19 protein-coding genes are annotated in these 20,053 nt (G+C 68.7%); 11 read left to right on the forward strand and 8 right to left on the reverse strand.

What is annotated here, in order from left to right; genetic code table 11:
• The first annotated feature begins 34 nt into the window (after window positions 1-34).
• From BW990_RS02715 to BW990_RS02725, 3 genes are all read left to right on the forward strand, one after another.
• Window positions 35-1,246 carry an NAD(P)/FAD-dependent oxidoreductase gene (locus BW990_RS02715; RefSeq protein ID WP_076444719.1) on the forward strand — a complete coding sequence of 404 codons (1,212 nt, stop codon included), beginning with the start codon at window positions 35-37 and terminating at the stop codon, window positions 1,244-1,246.
• The gene (rsmD, locus tag BW990_RS02720) at window positions 1,243-1,809 is read left to right on the forward strand and encodes a 16S rRNA (guanine(966)-N(2))-methyltransferase RsmD (protein ID WP_076444721.1); all 567 of its coding nucleotides are present in this window, start codon (window positions 1,243-1,245) and stop codon (window positions 1,807-1,809) included. Before BW990_RS02715 ends, rsmD begins: the two co-directional genes overlap by 4 nt.
• Before the next feature lie 69 nt (window positions 1,810-1,878).
• The gene (locus BW990_RS02725) at window positions 1,879-2,850 is read left to right on the forward strand and encodes an MBL fold metallo-hydrolase (RefSeq protein WP_143526043.1); all 972 of its coding nucleotides are present in this window, start codon (window positions 1,879-1,881) and stop codon (window positions 2,848-2,850) included.
• 131 nt (window positions 2,851-2,981) lie between these two features.
• Here BW990_RS02725 and BW990_RS02730 read toward each other — a convergent pair whose 3' ends face one another.
• The 3 genes from BW990_RS02730 to sfsA all read right to left on the reverse strand — a co-directional run bounded on the left by BW990_RS02730 (window position 2,982) and on the right by sfsA (window position 5,754).
• Window positions 2,982-4,151, reverse strand: a complete 1,170-nt coding sequence (locus BW990_RS02730; protein WP_076444725.1) for an MFS transporter — start codon at window positions 4,149-4,151, stop codon at window positions 2,982-2,984.
• Window positions 4,144-4,956 (reverse strand): type I methionyl aminopeptidase, encoded by an 813-nt coding sequence (gene map, locus BW990_RS02735; RefSeq protein WP_076444726.1) that lies wholly within the window; start codon window positions 4,954-4,956, stop codon window positions 4,144-4,146. The genes BW990_RS02730 and map overlap by 8 nt, the downstream gene beginning before the upstream one ends.
• A gap of 90 nt (window positions 4,957-5,046) precedes the next feature.
• Complete coding sequence (gene sfsA, locus BW990_RS02740; protein ID WP_076444728.1) at window positions 5,047-5,754, reverse strand: DNA/RNA nuclease SfsA; 708 nt, start codon at window positions 5,752-5,754, stop codon at window positions 5,047-5,049.
• A 48-nt stretch (window positions 5,755-5,802) separates the two neighbouring features.
• Between sfsA and BW990_RS02745 the strand changes: the two genes are divergently transcribed.
• From BW990_RS02745 to ispH, 5 genes are all read left to right on the forward strand, one after another.
• Window positions 5,803-6,525, forward strand: a complete 723-nt coding sequence (locus tag BW990_RS02745; RefSeq protein ID WP_076444730.1) for a competence/damage-inducible protein A — start codon at window positions 5,803-5,805, stop codon at window positions 6,523-6,525.
• Complete coding sequence (locus BW990_RS02750; protein WP_076444732.1) at window positions 6,522-7,241, forward strand: GNAT family N-acetyltransferase; 720 nt, start codon at window positions 6,522-6,524, stop codon at window positions 7,239-7,241. Before BW990_RS02745 ends, BW990_RS02750 begins: the two co-directional genes overlap by 4 nt.
• Window positions 7,238-7,810, forward strand: coding sequence for a peroxidase-related enzyme (locus tag BW990_RS02755; protein WP_076444734.1), 573 nt, complete (start codon window positions 7,238-7,240; stop codon window positions 7,808-7,810). Before BW990_RS02750 ends, BW990_RS02755 begins: the two co-directional genes overlap by 4 nt.
• Window positions 7,782-8,747: an OmpA family protein gene (locus tag BW990_RS02760; RefSeq protein WP_083950439.1), complete on the forward strand. Its 966-nt coding sequence runs from the start codon at window positions 7,782-7,784 to the stop codon at window positions 8,745-8,747. Before BW990_RS02755 ends, BW990_RS02760 begins: the two co-directional genes overlap by 29 nt.
• A 69-nt stretch (window positions 8,748-8,816) precedes the next feature.
• Window positions 8,817-9,776 carry a 4-hydroxy-3-methylbut-2-enyl diphosphate reductase gene (ispH, locus tag BW990_RS02765; RefSeq protein WP_076444735.1) on the forward strand — a complete coding sequence of 320 codons (960 nt, stop codon included), beginning with the start codon at window positions 8,817-8,819 and terminating at the stop codon, window positions 9,774-9,776.
• Window positions 9,777-9,824: 48 nt separating this feature from the next.
• Here ispH and BW990_RS02770 read toward each other — a convergent pair whose 3' ends face one another.
• Both BW990_RS02770 and BW990_RS02775 read right to left on the reverse strand, forming a co-directional pair.
• Window positions 9,825-11,102, reverse strand: coding sequence for an acetylornithine deacetylase/succinyl-diaminopimelate desuccinylase family protein (locus BW990_RS02770; protein ID WP_076444737.1), 1,278 nt, complete (start codon window positions 11,100-11,102; stop codon window positions 9,825-9,827).
• Between the two features lie 39 nt (window positions 11,103-11,141).
• Window positions 11,142-12,074: a DUF2125 domain-containing protein gene (locus BW990_RS02775; RefSeq protein WP_076444739.1), complete on the reverse strand. Its 933-nt coding sequence runs from the start codon at window positions 12,072-12,074 to the stop codon at window positions 11,142-11,144.
• A 65-nt stretch (window positions 12,075-12,139) separates the two neighbouring features.
• Here BW990_RS02775 and BW990_RS02780 point away from each other — a divergent pair, with 65 nt between their 5' ends.
• The 3 genes from BW990_RS02780 to BW990_RS02790 all read left to right on the forward strand — a co-directional run bounded on the left by BW990_RS02780 (window position 12,140) and on the right by BW990_RS02790 (window position 15,764).
• Window positions 12,140-12,667: a gamma-glutamylcyclotransferase gene (locus BW990_RS02780; protein ID WP_076444741.1), complete on the forward strand. Its 528-nt coding sequence runs from the start codon at window positions 12,140-12,142 to the stop codon at window positions 12,665-12,667.
• A gap of 70 nt (window positions 12,668-12,737) precedes the next feature.
• Window positions 12,738-13,970 (forward strand): biopolymer transporter ExbB, encoded by a 1,233-nt coding sequence (locus BW990_RS02785; protein WP_076444743.1) that lies wholly within the window; start codon window positions 12,738-12,740, stop codon window positions 13,968-13,970.
• Window positions 13,971-13,973: 3 nt separating this feature from the next.
• On the forward strand, window positions 13,974-15,764 hold the full coding sequence (locus tag BW990_RS02790) for a peptidoglycan -binding protein (protein ID WP_076444745.1): 1,791 nt from the start codon (window positions 13,974-13,976) through the stop codon (window positions 15,762-15,764).
• 41 nt (window positions 15,765-15,805) lie between these two features.
• Here BW990_RS02790 and BW990_RS02795 read toward each other — a convergent pair whose 3' ends face one another.
• The 3 genes from BW990_RS02795 to gloB form a co-directional block, all read right to left on the reverse strand.
• Complete coding sequence (locus tag BW990_RS02795; protein ID WP_076444747.1) at window positions 15,806-16,777, reverse strand: M23 family metallopeptidase; 972 nt, start codon at window positions 16,775-16,777, stop codon at window positions 15,806-15,808.
• Between the two features lie 2 nt (window positions 16,778-16,779).
• Window positions 16,780-19,107: an ATP-dependent Clp protease ATP-binding subunit ClpA gene (gene clpA, locus BW990_RS02800; RefSeq protein WP_076444749.1), complete on the reverse strand. Its 2,328-nt coding sequence runs from the start codon at window positions 19,105-19,107 to the stop codon at window positions 16,780-16,782.
• Window positions 19,108-19,262: 155 nt separating this feature from the next.
• Window positions 19,263-20,030, reverse strand: coding sequence for a hydroxyacylglutathione hydrolase (gene gloB / locus BW990_RS02805; RefSeq protein ID WP_076444751.1), 768 nt, complete (start codon window positions 20,028-20,030; stop codon window positions 19,263-19,265).
• Window positions 20,031-20,053: the final 23 nt, after the last annotated feature.

The raw sequence follows: 20,053 nt of genomic DNA on the forward strand, positions 1-20,053 counted from the left end.
ACCCGGAAAAGGAAATGGCACGCGGAGGACCGGCATGAGCGGCGTTGTGGTGATCGGAGCGGGGCAGGCAGGCGCGTCCTGCGTGGCGCGGCTGCGCGCGGCGGGCCATGCGGGCGCGATCACCCTGATCGGCGATGAGCCGGTGCCGCCCTACCAGCGCCCGCCCTTGTCCAAGGCCTATCTTCTGGGCGAGATGCCGCAGGATCGGCTCTATCTGCGGCCCGAACGCTTCTATGCCGAGAACGCCATGGACCTGCGCATGGGCGTCGCCGTGTCGGCCATCGATCCCGCGGCGCGGCACGTGCATCTGGGCGATGAACGCCTGTCCTACGACGATCTGGTGCTCGCCACCGGGTCGCGGCCGCGCAGGCTTCCCGCGTCCATCGGCGGCGATCTCGATGGCGTCTTCACCGTCCGCACCCTCGCTGATGTGGACGCGATGGCGCCGCGTGTGAGCGCAGGCGCGCGCGTCCTCATTGTGGGCGGCGGCTATATCGGGCTCGAGGCGGCGGCGGTGGCGGCCAAGCTCGGGCTCGAGGTGACGCTCGTCGAGATGGCCGAGCGTATCCTCGCCCGGGTCGCGGCCCCCGAGACGGCGGATTACTTCCGCGCGCTGCATGCGGCGCATGGGGTCGATATCCGCGAAGGCACGGGGCTCAAGCGCCTAATCGGCGAGGAGGGGCGCGTGACCGGGGCGGAGCTTTCCGACGGCACGACGCTTGCGCTCGATTTCGTCATCGCGGGCGTCGGTATCGCGCCAGAGACGGGGCTGGCCGAGGCGGCGGGGCTCGCCATCGACAACGGCATCCGCACCGACGCGCGGGGCCGCACATCGGAGCCGAATATCTGGGCGGCGGGCGATTGCGCCTCGTTTCCGCTGGGGGGCGCGCAGGTGCGGCTGGAAAGCGTGGGCAACGCCATCGACCAGGCGGAATGCGTGGCCGACAACATCGCCGGAAAGCCGCGCGATTACGTCCCGAAGCCGTGGTTCTGGTCCGATCAATACGACGTCAAGCTGCAGATCGCCGGGCTGTCGGCAGGGTACGACAAGGTGGTCACCCGCGGCGATACGGGCGGCGCGCAATCGGTCTGGTACTTCGCCAAGGGGCGGCTGATCGCGGTCGACGCGATGAACGATCCGCGCGCCTACATGGTGGGCAAACGCCTGATCGAGGCGGGCAAATCGCCCGCGCCCGAGGCGCTGGGCGATCCGGCCACGGATCTCAAGGCGCTGCTTAAGGCGTGAGGATCATCGCGGGCAGATATCGCGGCCGCGCGCTGACTCCGGTGGGCAAGGGCGATCCCGCGGCGCATCTGCGCCCGACCACCGACCGCGTGCGCGAGAGCCTCTTCAACATGCTGGCGGGCGGACGCTTCGGCGACCCGTTCGACGGCGCGCGCGTGCTTGATCTCTTCGCGGGCACCGGCGCGCTTGGCCTCGAGGCGCTGTCGCGCGGCGCTGCGCAGGTCACGTTTGTCGAGGATGGACGCAAGGCGGGGACGCTCTTGCGGCGCAACATCGCGCTGCTCGATTGCGCAGCCGAGACGCGGGTCGTGGCGCGCGACGCGACCCGTCTGCCCGAGGCCACGGAGGACACGGAAGCCGCGAGGCTGGTCTTTCTCGATCCGCCCTATGGCAAGGGACTGGGCAAGCGGGCGCTGGCCTCGGCGCGGGCCGGAGGCTGGATCGCGCCCGGCGCGCTTGTCGTCTGGGAAGAGGCCAGCCCGCAGATCGCGCCCGAGGGTTTCCTGCCCCTCGAGACGCGCCGCTACGGGGACACCCATGTGAGCCTGCTCGAGGCCGCGTAAAAAGCGCTGGCAAAGCGGGCGGGCCTTCCGTACCGTCTCATTCAAAGAATTGAATATTCGGGAGGACATATCATGACCCTGCGCCCCAGCCGCCGCGACCTGTTGCGCATCGCCGCCGCCATGCCCGCGCTGACGCTGACCGCCACCGCGTCCCGCGCCGCGATCACCGCGCCGGGGCGGCCCAATCCGGGCTACATGCGCTTCACCTTCGGCGAGGCGGCGGTGACCGTCGTTTCGGACGGGCATCTGGAAATCCCCGCGGACGGGCTCGGCATCAATGCCGATCCCGAGGAGGTGCGCGCTTTCCTGACCCGACATTTCCTGTCCACCGAGACGAATTATGCCCATGCGAACCACGTGGTGATCGAAACCGGCGACGCGGTCGTGCTCGTCGATATCGGCTCGGGCAACCGGTTCCTGCCCACGGCGGGCCGTCTTCTGGACAATCTCGCGGCAGCGGGGATCGACGCGGAGGCGATCACGCATCTCGTCATCACCCATGCGCATCCGGATCACATCTGGGGCATCCGCGACGATTTCGACGAGGCGCTGCTGCCCGGCGCGCAGAAGTTCCTGGGCCAGGCGGAGCATGATTTCTGGATGCAAGACGCCCTCGTGAACCAGGTGGCCACCGAAATGCAGCAATTCGTGGTGGGGGCGCAGAACTCGATCACCGCCGATGGTGCCGAGTGGTCGCTGGTGGGCGGCGAGACGGAGGTCGCGCTGGGCGTGCGGGTCATCGACACGCCCGGGCACACGCCGGGGCATCAGAGCCTCGTGCTCGCCTCGGGCGGTTCGGAGATGCTGATCACCGGGGACGCGCTGAACCACGCCTATCTGAACTTCGCGCATCCCGGCTGGGTGAACAATTTCGACATGGACGGGGATCAGACGGCGGCGACCCGTTCGCGGCTTCTGGACATGGCGGCGACGGACGGCATGGCGGTGCTGGGTTACCACTTCCCCTATCCGGGCGTCGGCCACGTCATGCGCGACGGCGATGCCTACCGCTTCGTCCCGGCGCTGTGGCGGTGGGAGTGAGGAAGCAGACGCGGGCGCTGCACTCAGGCTGCCCATGACGGCCACCGTATCCGGCGCCTTGGTGACGTCGGCGCTGCGTTCAGCGGGCGCATTGCGCATGCGGGATCAAGGGCATCGCCGGCGGACCGGCCCTATTCCCGTTCCGCGAGCACCGCGGCGCGGCGCGAGGCCAGAAGATGCGCCAGCGCGAAGACCGCGCCGATCGTGCCGCCGACCCCCAGCGCCATCAGCCCCGCGCTTTCGAGGATGGCGGCCCCGAGGGCCGAGCCCACCGCGCTGCCCACGTAGATCGCCGCGGCGTTGAGGGCGAGCACGACGCTCGCTTCCTCGGGGGCAAGCCTCAGGATGCGGATCTGCTGCGCGGCCATGAAGGACCAGCCCATCAGCGACCAGAAGAACAGCAGCGGGACCAGCAGCCAGACCGGATAGGGCAGGAAGGAAAAAAGCGGCATCGTCACGATCAGGCTGCCGAGGATCAGCATCAGCGTGCGCAGATAGCCGATCCGGTCGGCGAGCCAGCCGCCCATCAGGTTGCCCAGGACCGCGCCCCCGCCGAGGATCAGCAGGACAAGCGTCAGGCCATCGCGTCCAAAGCCCATCGTCTCGGTCAGAAGGGGCGCGAGATAGGTATAGAGGATGAAGATCGCGCCGAGGATCGAGGCGGTGAACAGCACCGCGCCCATCGCCACCCCGTCGCGCATCACATGGCCCAGATCCGACAGGCGGACAGGGGCGAAGCGCAATCCCTGCGGCACCCGCAGCCAGACCACCGCGACCGCGATCACGGCGAGCCCCGCCACCATCCAGAAGGCGACGCGCCAGCCGAAGGTGAAGGCGATCCAGCTGCCCGCGGGCACGCCCGCGACCTGCGCCAGCGACAGACCGAAAATGACCGCGGCCAGCACCTTTCCGCGGTTCCTGTCCGAGGCGAGGCCCGCCGCCACCGCCGCCGAGACGGGCGTGAACATGCCCGCGCCCGCCGCCGCCGCAGCCCGGGCCAGCAGCAGCATCGGGAAGGAGGTCGCGGTGGCGCAGCCCACCATGCCCAGACCGAACAGGGTCATGCCGAAGGCGAGCACCCGGCGGCGCCCGATATGGCCGGTCATCGACACCAGCACCGGCGAGAGGACCGCATAGGACAACGCGTAGATGGTCATCAGCCAGCCCGCCGCCCCGCGCGAGATCGCGAGCCCTTCGGCGATCGGGTCGATCAGGCCGATGACGATGAAGGCGCCCATGCCGATGACGAAGTTGGAGGCCGACAGCGTGGCGATCACGCTGCGCCCGGCCGCGTCACTCATAGGTTGGGTGGAAACGTCCCGCCGGGGAATGGGTGAAGATGTCGACGCCGTCCGAGGTCACGCCGACCGAATGCTCGAACTGGGCCGAGAGCGACTTGTCGCGGGTTACCGCGGTCCAGTCGTCGCCCAGCACCTTGGTCTCGTGCCGGCCCAGATTGACCATGGGTTCGATGGTGAAGAACATGCCCTCTTCCAGCACCGGCCCGGTGCCCGCGCGCCCGTAATGCAGCACGTTGGGCGGCGCGTGGAACACGCGGCCCAGCCCGTGACCGCAGAAATCGCGCACCACGGACATGCGCTGCGCCTCGACATAGGTCTGGATGGCGTGGCCGATATCGCCGAAGGTGTTGCCCGGCTTCACCGCGTCGATGCCCATCATCAGCGCGTCGTAGGTCACCTGGATCAGCCGTTCGGATTTGCGCGGCAGCTTGCCCGCGACGTACATCCGGCTGGTATCGCCGAACCAGCCGTCGACGATCACCGTGACGTCGATGTTCAGGATGTCGCCGTCCTTAAGCTTCTTGTCGCCGGGGATGCCGTGGCAGACCACGTGATTGACGCTGATGCAGGTGGCGTGCTGGTAGCCCTTGTAGCCGATGGTGGCCGAGGTGGCGCCTTCCTGCTCGATCCGGGTGCGGATGAAATCGTCGATCGTGCCGGTGGTCTGGCCGACGAAGACATGCTCCGCAACCTCGTCGAGAAGCTGCGCCGCAAGGCGGCCTGCCTTGTGCATCCCGTCGAAATCGGCGGGCTCGTGGATGCGTATGCCGTCACGGGTCAGACGGCCTCGGGGCGCTTCGTTCACACCGGGTCTCCAATATGCTCTTGACGGGGAATGTAATACCCTTGTTAACGATTTGCCAATCGAATGCTGCAACGCAGCTATTGCAGGGGTTCAAGGCTCTATGACGGGGCGAATCACCCCGGCATCGATTCCCTCCGGCGTGATCGTCGTGCCGAGCGCCAGCATCTCGACCCCGCGCGCGGCCGCTTCGCGGAAGGCATCGGCGTATTTCCGGTCGATATCGGCGGCGATGCCCAGAATTTCCGCATCGTCGCGGGCCAGCAGGAACAGCATCACCGCGCGGTGCCCCGCCGCGGCCATCTGCGCCAGCTCCTGCAGGTGCCTGGTGCCGCGCGCGGTCACGCTGTCGGGAAATTCCGCCCGGCCCGGCGCGCGCAGGAGCGTGGCGGATTTCACCTCGAGATAGGCATCGGCGCGGCCCGCGCCCTGCAGCAGGAAGTCGATCCGGCTGCCGTCGCCGTATTTCTGTTCGGGCCGGACCCGATCGTAGCCATCGAACCCCGGCACCGCACCCGCCTCCAGCGCCTCGCGGACCACGCGGTTGGCCATGCCGGTATCGACGCAGACGCGCTCGCCGCCCGGCAGCTCGACGATCTTCCAGCTCCATTTGAGCTTCTTCTTCGGGTCGTCGTTGGGCTCCACCCAGATGCGCGCGCCGGGATCCGCGAGGCCCAGCATGGCGCCCGGATTGGCGATATGGGCCGTCACCTCGCGGCCGTCCTCCAGCGTGATATCGGCAAGGAAGCGTTTGTAGCGGCGGACCAGCCGGGCCGGGACGAGAGGGGTTTGAAAGCGCATGGTCCGGGCCTATAGCTAGTCGGCAGAGCAAGGCCAAGGAGACAGATCATGCCGAACCCCCGTGCCGCGATGCTGGTGATCGGTGACGAGATCCTCTCGGGCCGGACGCGCGATGCCAACATGCATTTCCTCGCGGGCGAGTTCACCAAGCGCGGCATCGATCTGGCCGAAGTGCGCATCGTGTCGGATGAAAGGGCGGCCATCGTCGGCGCGCTGAAGGCGCTCAGCGCCGCCTTCGACATTGTGGTGACCTCGGGCGGGATCGGCCCCACGCATGACGACATCACCGCCGATTGCGTGGCCGAGGCCATGGGCGCCCCGATCGGCGTGCGCGAAGACGCCCGCGCGATCCTCGCCGAGCATTACGAACGCACCGGCAAGGAGCTGAACGAGGCGCGCCTGCGCATGGCCCGCATCCCCGATGGCGCGACGCTGATCGAGAACCCGGTCTCGGCGGCGCCGGGCTTCACCCTCGGCAACGTGCATGTGATGGCGGGGGTGCCGTCCGTCTTCCAGGCCATGGTGGCAAGCGTCCTGCCGAAGATCACCGGCGGCGCGCCGATGCTCAGCCAGTCCATCCGGGTGGAGCGCGGCGAGGGCGATATCGCGGGCCCCTTGCGCATCCTCGCCGAGGAATTCACCGATCTCTCCTTCGGCTCCTACCCGTTCTACGACGCGGGCCTGCACGGCGCGAACATCGTCGTGCGCGGCACCGATCCGGGCCGGGTCGATGCGGCGATGATGCGGCTCAACGACCTGTTCGCCGCATGATCGACCTCACCGGCGCCATCGACGCCACCTGGCCGGCTTTGCGGCAGGTCGAGGTTCCGGGTTTCACCTTGCGGGAAGGCGCGGGCGGGGGCAGCCGCGTCTCTGCCGCCACCGCCCGCGACGGCTGGCGCGACGCCGACATCGCGGGGGCCGAGGCGGGCATGCGCGATCTGGGCCAGCGGCCGCTTTTCATGGTGCGCGAGGGCGAGGCGGAGCTCGATGCGCGGCTCGAGGCGCGCGGTTACGTCATCGCCGATCCCACGGTGCTGCGCGCGGCCCCGGTCGATGTGCTGGACGACCGGGAGATCCCGCGCGTCACCGTCTTCACCATCTGGGAACCCCTGGCGATCATGGCCGAGATCTGGGCCGCCGGGGGGGTCGGGCCCGCGCGCCTTGCGGTCATGGAGCGCGTGACCGGCCCCAAGACGGCGATCTTCGGGCGCATCAAGGACCAGCCCGCCGGCACCGCCTTCGCCGCGATCCACCAGGGCACCGTCTTCGTGCATGCGGTCGAGGTGCTGCCGCGCCTGCGCCGCAACGGGATGGCCGTCTGGATGATGCGGCTTGCCGCGCGCTGGGGCCGCGCGCAGGGTGCGGAGCGGGTGGCGATCCTCGTCACCCGGGCCAATGACGGGGCCAACGCGCTCTATGCTTCCCTTGGGATGGGGGAGATGGGAGGGTACCATTACCGCAAACATCCCGAGGAGGCCCCGTGAGCGACCGAACCAGCCCCACCGCGCTCGACCTGCCGCCGGTCGATCCGCTGCCGCCCGAGACGCGGAAATATTTCGACATCTGCGAGGAAAAGCTCGGCATGGTGCCGAATGTCCTGCGCGCCCATGCCTTCGATATCGACAAGCTGAACGCCTTCACCGCGCTCTATAACGATCTGATGCTGGCGGAATCGGGTCTCAGCAAGCTCGAACGCGAGATGATCGCGGTCTGCGTCTCGTCGATCAACCGCTGCTTCTATTGCCTGACCGCCCATGGCGCGGCGGTGCGGCAGCTGTCGGGCGACCCGAAGCTGGGCGAGATGCTGGTGATGAACTGGCGCGTCGCCGAGTTGTCCGAGCGGCACCGCGCCATGCTGGTTTTCACGGAAAAGGTGACGAAGGCCTCCGCCGAGATCGAGGAAGCCGACCGCAACGCCCTGCGCGATGCGGGCTTCACCGACCGCGATATCTGGGACATCGCCAACGTGGCGGGCTTTTTCAACATGACGAACCGCGTCGCGAGCGCGACCGACATGCGGCCCAATGACGGCTATCATTCTCAGGCGCGCTAGCCTCGCGCTCTGGCTGTGGGCGGGGCCCTTGGCCGCGCTCGATCTGCCTTTGCCCGAGGCTGCCCGGGAAACCCTGGCGCAAGACCGGCCGGGCGCCCGGCTGGTCCTGCCCACCGGGCCCTGGCGCGCATCCGAGGGCCTGCCCGCGGAACCGGTCGAGGGAAGGCTTGTCGCCCGCGCCTTCGAGCTGCCCGATAGCCGCGCCACGCCGACGCAGCTTCTGGCGCCCTTGCGCGCGGCCCTCGATGCGGCGGGCTACGAGATCCTGCTCGATTGCGCGGACCGGCGCTGCGGCGGGTTCGATTTCCGGTTCAACATCGCGGTGCTGCCCGCGCCGGCCATGTATGTGGACCTCGCGAATTACCGCTTCCTGTCGGCGCGGGGGCCGGACGGGGACGGCGTGACACTCCTGACCAGCCGCACGCAATCGGCGGGCTATATCCAGATCATGCAGATCATCGCGTCCGAGGCCGCGGCCCCCGGGACCGGCGCCGCCATCGCCGCCGAGACGCCGCTGTCGCAAACGCGCCCGTCGCGCGCGGTCACGGTGCCGGGCGCCGGGCGCGACGCCATCGCCACGCTCGAGGCGCAAGGCGCGCTCATCCTCTCCGGCGTCGATTTCGCGAGCGGTGCCGCGAGCCTCGGGGACGGGCCGTTTCCCATGCTCGACGCGCTGGTGGACTACCTTGCGGAAAACCCCGACCGCCGCCTGCTGCTCGTCGGACATACCGACGCCACGGGATCGCTTGCGGGCAACCGCGCCCTGTCGCAGCGCCGTGCTGGGATCGTGGCCGCCTATCTGCGCGCGGCAGGCGCCGATCCCGACCGGATCACCGCCGAGGGGGCGGGGTTTCTCGCGCCCATCGCCTCCAACCTGACCGAGGCGGGGCGGCGCGCCAACCGGCGCGTCGAGGCGGTGCTGCTGCCGCGCGACTGACGCACGGCGCCGGGGGTGGATTCACGCCAAACCTTCGCTTACCTGTGAAGCGATCACAGGAGACCCGTCATGGCCGACACCGCCCTTCCGCCTCTCACGCTCTACCTCGCGGCGCCGCGCGGCTTCTGCGCCGGGGTCGACCGCGCGATCAAGATCGTCGAGATGGCGCTGCAGAAATGGGGCGCGCCGGTCTATGTGCGCCACGAGATCGTGCACAACAAATACGTGGTCGACGGGCTGCGCGAGAAAGGCGCCGTTTTCGTCGAGGAACTGGACGACTGCCCCGAGGATCGCCCGGTGATCTTCTCGGCCCATGGCGTGCCGAAGGCGGTGCCCGCCGAGGCGCGGGCGCGCGAGATGGTCTTCGTGGACGCGACCTGCCCGCTCGTGTCCAAGGTGCATATCGAGGCCGCGCGCCATCACGAGAACGGGCTGCAGATGGTGATGATCGGCCATGCGGGCCATCCCGAGACGGTGGGCACCATGGGCCAGCTGCCCGAAGGCGAGGTGCTGCTGGTGGAAGAGCCCGCCGACGTGGCGCTGCTGGAGGTGCGCAATCCGGAGCGGCTGGCCTACGTGACCCAGACGACCCTGTCGATCGACGACACCGCCGACGTGGTCGCGGCGCTGAAGGCGCGGTTTCCGGCCATCGTCGGACCCCACAAGGAAGACATCTGCTACGCCACCACCAACCGCCAGGAAGCGGTGAAGGCCATGGCGCCCGATTGCGACGCGCTCTTGGTGGTGGGGGCGCCCAACTCGTCGAATTCCAAGCGGCTGGTGGAGGTCGGCGCCAAGGCGGGCTGCAAATACGCGCAGCTCGTGCAGCGGGCGACGGATATCGACTGGCGCGCGCTCGAGGGCATCGGCACGATCGGCCTGACCGCGGGGGCCTCCGCGCCCGACGTGCTGATCGAAGAGGTGATCGAGGCCTTCCGCGCCCGCTACGACCTGACCGTCGAGACGGTGACCACGGCGGAGGAGAACGTCGAGTTCAAGGTGCCGCGGGTGCTGCGCGAACCGGCCTGAGGCGCCGCGAGGACGCCCGCCCGGGCGGAGAAGCGGCCGCGCCGCCGGTCAGTCCGGCAGCAGCAGCCGCTCCAGCGTCCGGCCCATGACGCGCGCCGAATCCAGCATGTCCGTCACACCCACCCATTCATCGGGCTTGTGCGCCAGTTCCAGCACGCCGGGCCCGTAGGCGATGCAGTTCTTCAGCGTGCCGATCCGGTCGATATGCTTCTGGTCGTAGCTGCCGGGCGAGGCCACGAAGGCCGCCTCCGCACCCAGCGCATCGGCGATGGCCGCGCGGACGGTCTGCACCACCGGCGCGCCTTCATCGGTCATCGAGGGCAGCACGCGGTTGATCTCGCGCAGCGAGTAATCGAAATTCTCGCGCGTCGCCTTCAGCCCGTCCAGAAGCCCGCGCATCTCGGCCTCCACCGCCTCGATGCCTTCCTCGATCAGGAAGCGCCGGTCGACGGTGATGCGGCAGCTGTCGGGCACGCAATGGGCGGGCAGGGCGGTGCTGCCTTCCTCCTCCTCGGGCTGACCGCCATGGATCGCGTTGATGTTCATCGTCGATTGCCGCGCGCCGTCGGGAATGACCGGCATGTCCGTGTGCCGCGCGGCCATGGCCGGAAAGAGATCGCGCTCGAAGGCATCGAGCACCGCTCCCATGTGCCGGATCGCGCAATCGCCGAGGAACGGCATCGAGCCATGCGCGATCTCGCCATGGGTCTCGATCTCGGCCCACCAGCCGCCCCTGTGGCCAAGGCAGATGCGGTCCTTGCCCAAGGGTTCGGGGATGATGACGTGCTGCACGCGGGCGGGATCGAAATAGCCGGCCTTGGCCAGATGCGCGACGCCGCCATAGCCGCCGGTTTCCTCGTCCGCCGTGGCCGAGATCTCGATGGCGCCCGCGTGATCGGGATGCTCCTCGAGGAAGGCCTCGACGGCGATGATCGACGCGGCAAGCCCGCCCTTCATGTCGCAGGCGCCGCGGCCATAGATGCGGTCGCCCTCGAGCGCGCCGCCGAAAGGCGCGCGGGTCCAGCCGTGGCCCACCTCGACCACGTCGATATGCGAGTTGAAATGCACGCAGTCGCCCGCGCGCGCGGCTTCGCGGCGGGCCACGAGGTTCCAGCGCGGATAGCGGTCGGTATCGCCCGGCGCGCCTTCGGCGCGGACAAGCTCGGTCGAAAAGCCGCGCGGGGCGAGCCGTTCGGCCACCAACTCGCAGCATTCGCGGTAGAACTGGCCCGGCGGATTGAGGGTCGGGATTTGAATCAGGGCCTGGGTCAGCGCGACGATCTCGTCGCGCTTGGCCTCGATGCGGGTGAAGAGGAATTCGGACATGGGCGCGATGTTGGCGTCAGGCCGCGCGCTCCGCAAGGCTCAACGCAGGCGCGGCAGCTTGCCGACCTGCAAGGGGCCCAGAAAGACCGCACCTTCATCGAGCCGCAGCGTCAGGTTCAGATCGTCGCCCGATCCGCTGAGGCCCGAGATCACGCCGAAGACGTTCTCCAGCAGTGCTGTCGCTTCGCGCGGCATCCGCCCGTCCCGTCCCGCCTTCTCCAGCAGCGCCCGCCATTCCTCGGCGCGCAGCGTGAGCGGGCCCGAAATGCGTCCCTTCGCATCGAGCCCGAACGCGCCCGACAGCGACAGCCGTCCGGCATCGGCGGAATAATCGAGCCCGGCAAGGTCCAGCGCGGTCAGCCGCGGCGTCTCCTCGAGCGGACCGTCGAGCGTGAGCGTCGCGTTCAGCGTCACCCGTTCGTCCCCGGGCGCCTCGGCCCCCGGATCGACCGGTGCGGCGGCCAGCGACAGCCGCCAGTCGCCGTCGCTGCCGGCCACGCGGGCCAGCCCGCCGCCCAGATCGCGCAGGTGGATATCGCTGCCCGTCTCGCGCACGAGATCGAGCGATCGCGCCTCGATGGCCAGGCGGTCGAGCGCTCCGCCCTCGGTCACGGCAGAGGCGCGCAGCCCCTCGCCGTCGATGGCGATCTCGCCGTTTTTCGTGAACAGCCGCTGCCCGCCCGAGGCCGCCAGGATCAGGTGATCGCGGTCATAGACCAGCTGCATGACCTGCAATTTCGGCACTTCCCAGCGGGGACCGTCGGGCGGTGCCAGTGAAAGCCCCTCGAACCGCGCGTCGAGCCGGTTCGGAAATCCGCGCACCGAGACCGCCTCGGCCTCGGCGAGCCAGCCAGCGTCGCGCTTCTCGGCGAACCAGGTGTCGATCTCGCTCCGCAGCGCGCGGGCCTGCCAGAACCAAAGCCCCGACCAGATCAGCGCCGCCGCGACGGCCAACGCGATGAGCTTCTTCATGTGCTGCCCTTTTCGTCCCCTGCGCTTTGGTGTTTAGAACGCGGGGCAGGAAAGGACCAGAATCCATGACGCTTTGGGTCTTCGGCTACGGATCACTTCTTTGGAACCCGGGCTTCGAGGTGATCGAACAGGTGCCCGCGCGGCTGCAGGGATACCGGCGCAGCTTCTGCATGCGCTCGATCCATCATCGCGGGTCGGAGAGCGATCCGGGTCTCGTCCTGGCGCTCGATGCCGAGGAGGGCAGCGCCTGCGACGGGCTGGCGCTGGCGGCCTCCGCCGATCAGGCCGACGCGGTGCTGGCCTATCTGCGCGAACGCGAGCTGGTCTCGGCGGCCTATCTCGAACGGCTGGTGCCGCTGTCGCTGGCCGATGGGCGCGAGATAACCGCGCTTGCCTACGTGATCGACCCCGATCACGTGCAATATTGCCTGCTCGACCTGGAAGAACAGGCGCGGATCATCGCCCGTGCGGTGGGCGGGCGCGGTCCCAACACCGAATACCTCTACAACACCGCCGCGCATCTCGAGGAACTGGGCATCCCCGATGCAGAGCTGCAATGGCTGGACCGGCGTGTCAGGGAGTTGACCGCTTGATCCTTGGCTTGCCCGGGGCTTGTGGATAATGTCGCCCCAACACTGAACCAACGCGTCAGGAGCGATCCCCTTGGATCAACCGGACCTCGAGGCCGAGCCGCATTTTTCCCAACCCTTGCGCCAGGTGGTGCTGATGCTGGCGGTGCTCGTGCTGTCGGGGATTGGCGCCTTCATGGCCTTGCCGTCGGTGCTGCCGGTCTTCCAGGCGAACCCCTATCTCAACGGCTTCATCATCTTCGTCTTCATCCTCGGCGTGCTGGCCTGTTTCTGGCAGGTGGCGCAGCTGATGAACTCGGTCCGCTGGATCGAGAATTTCGTGCATGGCGAAGGCGATGGGGGCCGCACGCCGCAGCTTCTGGCGCCGCTGGCGACGCTACTGCGCGCGCGGCGGGGCCGGATGCAGATCACCACGACCTCGACCCGGTCGATCCTCGATTCGGTGGCGCAGCGCATCGACGAGGTGCGCGAGATCACCCGCTATATCGTCTCGCTGCTGATCTTCCTCGGGCTTCTGGGCACGTTCTGGGGGCTCGCGACCACCGTGCCCGCGCTGGTGGACACGATCCGCGGTCTTGCCCCGCAGGAGGGTGAGACCGGCGTCGATGTCTTCTCGCGGCTGATGAACGGGCTGGAAGGGCAGCTGGGCGGCATGGGCATCGCCTTCGCCTCGTCGCTTCTGGGCCTTGCGGGATCGCTGATCGTGGGCCTTCTGGAGCTCTTCGCGGGGCATGGACAGAACCGGTTCTACCGCGAGCTCGAGGAATGGCTGTCCTCGATCACCCGCATCGGCGTGTCGGCGGGCGATGCCGAGGGGGCGGGCGAGATGTCGGGCGCGGCGCTGGCGCTGGAACAGGTCGCCGATCAGCTGGACGGAATGCAACGGCTTTACGCGCGCTCCGAAGACAGCCGGTCGGAGGTCGAGGGGCGGCTGGCGCAACTCGCCGACAGCGTGGAGCGCATGACCGAACGTCTGGAGGCCTCCGCGCCCTCGGCCTCGGCCTTCGCGCGGCTCGCCGAAGGGCAGGAGCGGCTGATCGACGTGCTGTCGAAGCAGGAAGAGACCGGACTCGACGCGGAAAGCCGGATGCGCCTGCGCTCCATCGACGTGCAGATGCTGCGCATCCTCGAGGAAATCTCGGCCGGACGGCAGGAAAGCATGGCCGAGCTGCGCACCGATCTGGCCGCGCTCAGCCGCGTCATCGGGCAGATGAGCCGCGCGGCCGGGAAAAGCGGTGCCGCGCCCGAGGCCGACAGCGGCCCGGTGCGTCCGCAGCGCGTCACCACCCGCCGGCAGGAGGGCTGATCCATGGCGCTGTCGCGCCGCACGGGCCAGCGTTTTCAGGCCGCGATCTGGCCGGGCTTCGTCGATGCGATGACGGGTCTGCTGCTGGTCCTGATGTTCGTGCTGACGATCTTCCTCGTGATCCAGGCGGTGCTGCGCGAGACGATCACCGGGCAGGAGACGCAGCTGTCCTCGCTGACCTCGCAGATCGCGGCGCTGAGCGAAGAGCTGGGCATGGCCGAGCGGCAGAACACGGCGCTCAGCAATCGCGTGGGCGCGCTGGAGGCGACGATCGAGGATCGCGACACGCGGCTTCTGGAACAGCAGAGTTTCATCGCGGCGCTCACGGCGGAGCGGGATCGGCAGGACGCCGCGCTCGCCGAGGCGGAGGGCCGGATCACCGATTTCGAGGACCGGGTCGCGGCGCTGCTTTCGGATCGGGAGGACGCCCGGGCGCGCATCGCCGATCTGACCGCCACGCGCGACGAGCTGGAGCGCGCGCGCACCGAGCTTCTGTCGGAGCAGGAGGCGCTGAACCTGGCCCTGGCGCAGGCCCGCGACGAGATCGACGCGGAGGCCGAGGCGGCGCGCCTTGCCGCGGCCCGGCGCGAAGCGCTGGAGGCGGTGGTGGCCGATCTCAGGGCGCAGAATGCCGATGTGGAGGGTCGCGTGACCGCCCTGTCGGGCGAGGTCGACGCGCTGAGCGCCGCCCTGAGCGAGGAAGAGGCGGCGCGGCTGGCCGAGGCCGAGGCGGCGCGGGCGCTGCGCGAGCGGCTGGCGGGCGCCGATGCGGAGCTGACCGCGATGACCCTGCAACTCGAGCAGCGGCGGCGCGAGGCCGAGGAGACGCTGACGCTGCTGGCCGCCGCGCGGGCCGCGGAGGAGGAGCTCAACACGCGGCTTGCGGCGGCGCTCGAGGGACGGGAGAGCGTGTCGGAGACCAATGCCGATCTGCGCGCCCGGCTGGCGGCGGCGCTTGCTGCGCAGGAGGCGTCCGCGGCCCGGGTCGAGGAAGCGATGACGGAGGCCGAGGCGCAGGCGGTGCTGCTCGCCCAGGCGCGCGAAACGCTGGCCGCGCAGGAGGCGCAGACCGCCTCCGCGGAGCGCGAAAGCGAGGTGCTGAACCAGCAGCTGACCGCGCTGCGCCAGCAGCTTCTGTCGCTGCAGGAGACGCTGGATGCGGCGGAGGCCAGCGACGAGGCGGCGCAGGTGCAGATCGACAACCTCGGATCGCGGCTGAACGCGGCGCTGGCGCGGGCGGCGGCGCAGTCGCGCCGGGCGCAGGCCGCCGAGGCCGAGGCGCTGCGGCTCGAGGCGGAACGCGCGGCGCGCCTCGAGGAGGAGAACCGCAACCTCGAACGGTTCCGGTCGGAATTCTTCGGCCAGCTGCGCGCGCTTCTGGCCGACCGCGAGGGGGTGCGGATCGAGGGCGACCGGTTCGTGTTCTCCTCAGAGGTGCTTTTCGCACCGGGCGAGGCGGAATTGTCCGCGGCGGGGCGGCGCAGCATCGCCAATGTCGCGGGGCTTCTGCGCGATATCGCCGACGACATCCCGCCCGAGATCGATTGGGTGATCCGGGTGGACGGGCATACCGACAACGTGCCGGTGGTGGGCAGCGCGGCCTTTGCCGACAATTGGGAGCTGAGCCAGGCGCGGGCTCTGTCGGTGGTGCGTTTCCTCATCGCCAGCGAGGGCATCCCGCCGGAGCGGCTGGCGGCCAACGGGTTCGGGGAATTCCAGCCCATCGCCGCGGGCAACAGCCCCGAGGCGCGGGCCCAGAACCGACGGATCGAGCTGAAGCTGACCGAGCGGTAGAGGGACGGCCCGGGGCGGCAGCTTTTCCGCCCTTGCGGGCGTCAGCGCAGGGTGACGTAGGCGTGGCGCACGGCGATCAATCGCTCCCCGCGTTCCAGCCGGATCGTGGCGGTATAGACGCCTTCGGGCCAGCCCGCCGCGGGCGCGCGTTTGCCATAGGCGCGGAAGGTCTGGGCCTGCGGCGCTTGGAGCAGCACGCTGTGGGCGAAGACCGGACCGTCCGGCCCGGTGACCGCGAAGCGCAGCACGTCGCCAGCCTCGGCGTGAAAGCTGTTCGCATAGGCGACGAGCGGGTCGTCGAGAGCCAGCACCGCGACCCGGGCCGCTCCCGATTGCACGTCGGCGAAATCCGGCACGCCGCGGGAGAAGCCGGCGGTGAAGAGGCCCGCGCGCTGGTAGGCGGGCGGGTCGATCCAGAGGCCGGGGCGGTCCGTTTCGCAGGTCGTGGCGGGCGTGGGCGCGAAGGGGTCGATCACGTCGCCCTCCTTCAGCACGCTGAAATGCAGATGCGGGAAGTTGGTCTGGCCCGACATTCCGATCCGCCCGATCGGGGTTCCGGCCTCGACCTGGTCGCCCGGGCGGACGAGCAGCGTGCGGTTTGCGAGGTGGCAATAGAGCGTCTCGTGCCCGGTTTCGTGGCTGATGCGGACCGCGTTGCCGCATTCCTGTCCGGCGACGTCGGAGGGGTCGTCGAGACGGCGGTCCGGAACGCCGTCGCGGATCGCCGCGACGGTGCCGGGGGCGGCGGCGAGGACCGCCACGCCCGCCTGCATCGCGGCCTCGGAGGGAAGGGCGATGTCGGTGCCGCGATGGCCGTCGCGCGACTTGATCCCGCAGGCATAATCGGACTGGCCGGGGCCGGGATCGGCGTCGACGTAATCCTCGATCACGCAGGTTTCGCCGAGGGTGCACGCGACCGGCCAATGCAGGAACGGTGCACCGGAAAAGGAAACCTCCGCCGCGGTGGGCGCGGCGGAGGTCAGTGCGAAGAGCGCGAGAAGCGCCCGGCGCATCGTCAATCGGCGGTCAGAAGCGGCGGCTTCTTGGACGACAGGCGCCGCTTTTCCGGCCCGGACAGCTGCAGGTCCAACTCGCCGTCCTTGATGGCGACCTTGACCACGCCGCCCTTGGCGAGCTTGCCGAAGAGAAGCTCTTCCGCCAGCGGCTTCTTGATGCTTTCCTGGATCACGCGGCCCAGCGGGCGCGCGCCCATCTTGTCGTCGTAACCCTTCTCGGCCAGCCATTCGGCGGCGGGCTTCGTCAGCTCGATGGTGACGTTGCGGTCCATCAGCTGCGCTTCGAGCTGGAGGACGAACTTCTCCACGACCTGCAGGATCACCGATTTCGGCAGCGGCTGGAACGAGATCACCGCGTCCAGACGGTTGCGGAATTCCGGCGTGAAGGTCCGTTCGATCGCGGCGGTGTCCTCGCCCTCGCGGCGGTCGCGGCCGAAGCCGATGGCGGCCTTGGCCTGTTCGGACGCGCCGGCATTCGAGGTCATGATCAGGATCACGTTGCGGAAATCCACCGTGCGGCCGTTGTGATCCGTCAGCGTGCCGTGATCCATCACCTGCAGCAGGATGTTGTAGACATCCGGATGCGCCTTCTCGATCTCGTCCAGCAGCAGCACGCAATGCGGGTGCTGGTCGACGCCGTCGGTCAGCTGGCCGCCCTGGTCGAAGCCCACATAGCCCGGAGGCGCGCCGATGAGACGGCTCACCGCGTGCTTCTCCATGTATTCGGACATGTCGAAGCGCAGCAATTCCACGCCGAGGCTGTCGGCGAGCTGCTTGGCCACTTCCGTCTTGCCGACGCCCGTGGGGCCCGCGAAGAGGTAGTTGCCGATGGGCTTCTCGGGCTCGCGCAGACCCGCGCGGCTGAGCTTGATCGCCGAGCTGAGCGCCTCGATCGCCTGGTCCTGGCCGAAGACCACGCGCTTCAGCGTCGCCTCCAGATCCTTCAGCACCGCGGCATCGTCCTTGGAGACGTTCTTCGGCGGGATGCGCGCTATCTTGGCGACCACGGCCTCGATCTCTTTCGTGCCGATGGACTTGCGGCGCTTGCTTTCCGCGACGAGATGCTGCGCGGCCCCGGCTTCGTCGATCACGTCGATGGCCTTGTCTGGCAGCTTCCGGTCATTGATGTAGCGCGCGGCCAGCTCGACGGCGGTCTTGATCGCGTCGGCGGTGTATTTGACCGAGTGATGCTCTTCGAAATAGGGCTTAAGGCCCTTGAGGATCTTCACGCTGTCCTCGACCGTCGGTTCGTTCACGTCGATCTTCTGGAACCGGCGCGACAGGGCGCGGTCTTTCTCGAAATGTTGGCGGAACTCCTTGTAGGTGGTCGAGCCCATGGTGCGCAGCTTGCCGCCCTGAAGCGCGGGCTTCAGCAGGTTCGAGGCATCCATCGCGCCGCCCGAGGTGGCGCCCGCACCGATCACGGTGTGGATCTCGTCGATGAACAGGACGGCATCGGGATGCTCTTCCAGCTCGTTGACGACGGCCTTCAGCCGCTCCTCGAAATCGCCGCGATAGCGGGTGCCCGCGAGCAGCGCGCCCATGTCGAGCGAGTAGATCGTGGTGTTGGCCAGAACCTCCGGCGTCTCGCCCGCGACGATCTTGCGCGCGAGGCCCTCGGCGATGGCGGTCTTGCCGACGCCGGGATCGCCCACCAGGAGCGGGTTGTTCTTGCGCCGGCGGCAGAGCACCTGGATGCAGCGTTCGACCTCGCTGTCGCGGCCGATCAGCGGATCGACGTCGCCCTTGCGGGACTTGGCGTTGAGATCGACGCAATACTTGGCGAGGGCGGATTCCTTGCCGTCATCCACCGGCTGCGCGTCGGCGGCCTGCGCCTCTTCGTCGTCGGAGGCGCCGGTCACCGGGCGGCTTTCGCCGAAGGCCGGGTTCTTGGCGACGCCATGGGCGATGAAGTTGACCGCGTCGTAGCGGGTCATGTCCTGTTCCTGCAGGAAGTAGGCGGCGTTGCTTTCGCGCTCGGCGAAGATCGCCACGAGCACGTTGGCGCCGGTCACTTCCGTGCGGCCGGAGCTTTGCACATGGATCGCCGCGCGCTGGATCACCCGCTGGAAGGCGGCCGTCGGCACCGCTTCGGAGCCTTCGATGTCCGTGACGAGGTTCGACAGGTCGTCGTCGATGAACTCCACCAGCGTGGTGCGCAATTCCTCGGTGTCCACGTCGCAGGCCTTCATGACCCGCGCCGCGTCCGGTTCGTCGACCAGCGCCAGCAGCAGATGCTCCAGCGTGGCGAATTCGTGGCTGCGCGAATTGGCAAGTGCCAGCGCGGCGTGGATGGCCTGCTCAAGGGAATTCGAGAATGAAGGCACTGGCGGTGCTCCTCTTGTTTGCGCCGGGACGGGCCGCCCCAGCATGGCCTCTTGAAGTTAAAGTTTGGTCGATTGACCCCTGCCTTCAAGCTTTTTCTCTCTCAAACCTTCTCACAAATCGTTCCCGTTCGGTTCAGTGCCGTGATCGGTGGCGTTCAAAACGTGTCTTTTCGGCGTCTTATCTCGGCGAAGACCTCGGCGGCGGGTGCGTCGACCATGCCGAGATTCTCGCGAACCGGGGCATCGTTCGCACGCAGAAACGGGTTTGTGGCAAGTTCAAGGGACAATCGCGAGGGTACCGTGGGTTCGCCCTTGGCCCGCGCCTCCGCGATCGCTTCTATACGTGATTTAAGCGCCGCATTGCCGGGTTCAATAGTGATCGCGAAGCGACCGTTCGCCTCGGTGTATTCGTGGCCCGAGCAGATCGTCGTCTCGGGCGGCAATTTCGCCAGTTTCGACAGGCTCTCCCACATCTGCGCCATGGTGCCCTCGAAGACCCTGCCGCAGCCGAGCGCCATGAGGCTGTCGGCGGTGAAGGCGATACGGTCTTCGGGCAGGTAGAGCGCGATATGGCCGACCGTGTGGCCCGACACGTCCATCACGTGCACCTCGCGGCCCGCGAAGTCGAACGTGTCGCCATCGGCGAGTTCCAGATCGAGCGGCGGCAGGCGGTGCGCATCGGCCTTCGCGCCCAGCACGCGCGCCGTCCGGCCCTCGAGCAGCGCGTCGAGCCCCTGGATGTGGTCGGCATGGTGATGCGTCAGCCAGACCTCCGACAGGGTCCAGCCGCGTTCGTCGAGAGCGGCGGCGATGGGTGCTGCTTCGGGCACGTCGATCACCGCCGTGGCGCCGGTTTCCGCGTCGTGCAGCACGAAGGCGTAATTGTCGGACAGGCAGGGCACGGTGACGAGGTCGAGAGGCATGGCGTTTTCCGGTCTTTCTTGTC

It is taken from the genome of Roseivivax lentus, assembly GCF_900156805.1.
GTDB classification, from domain to species: Bacteria; Pseudomonadota; Alphaproteobacteria; order Rhodobacterales; family Rhodobacteraceae; genus Roseivivax; species Roseivivax lentus.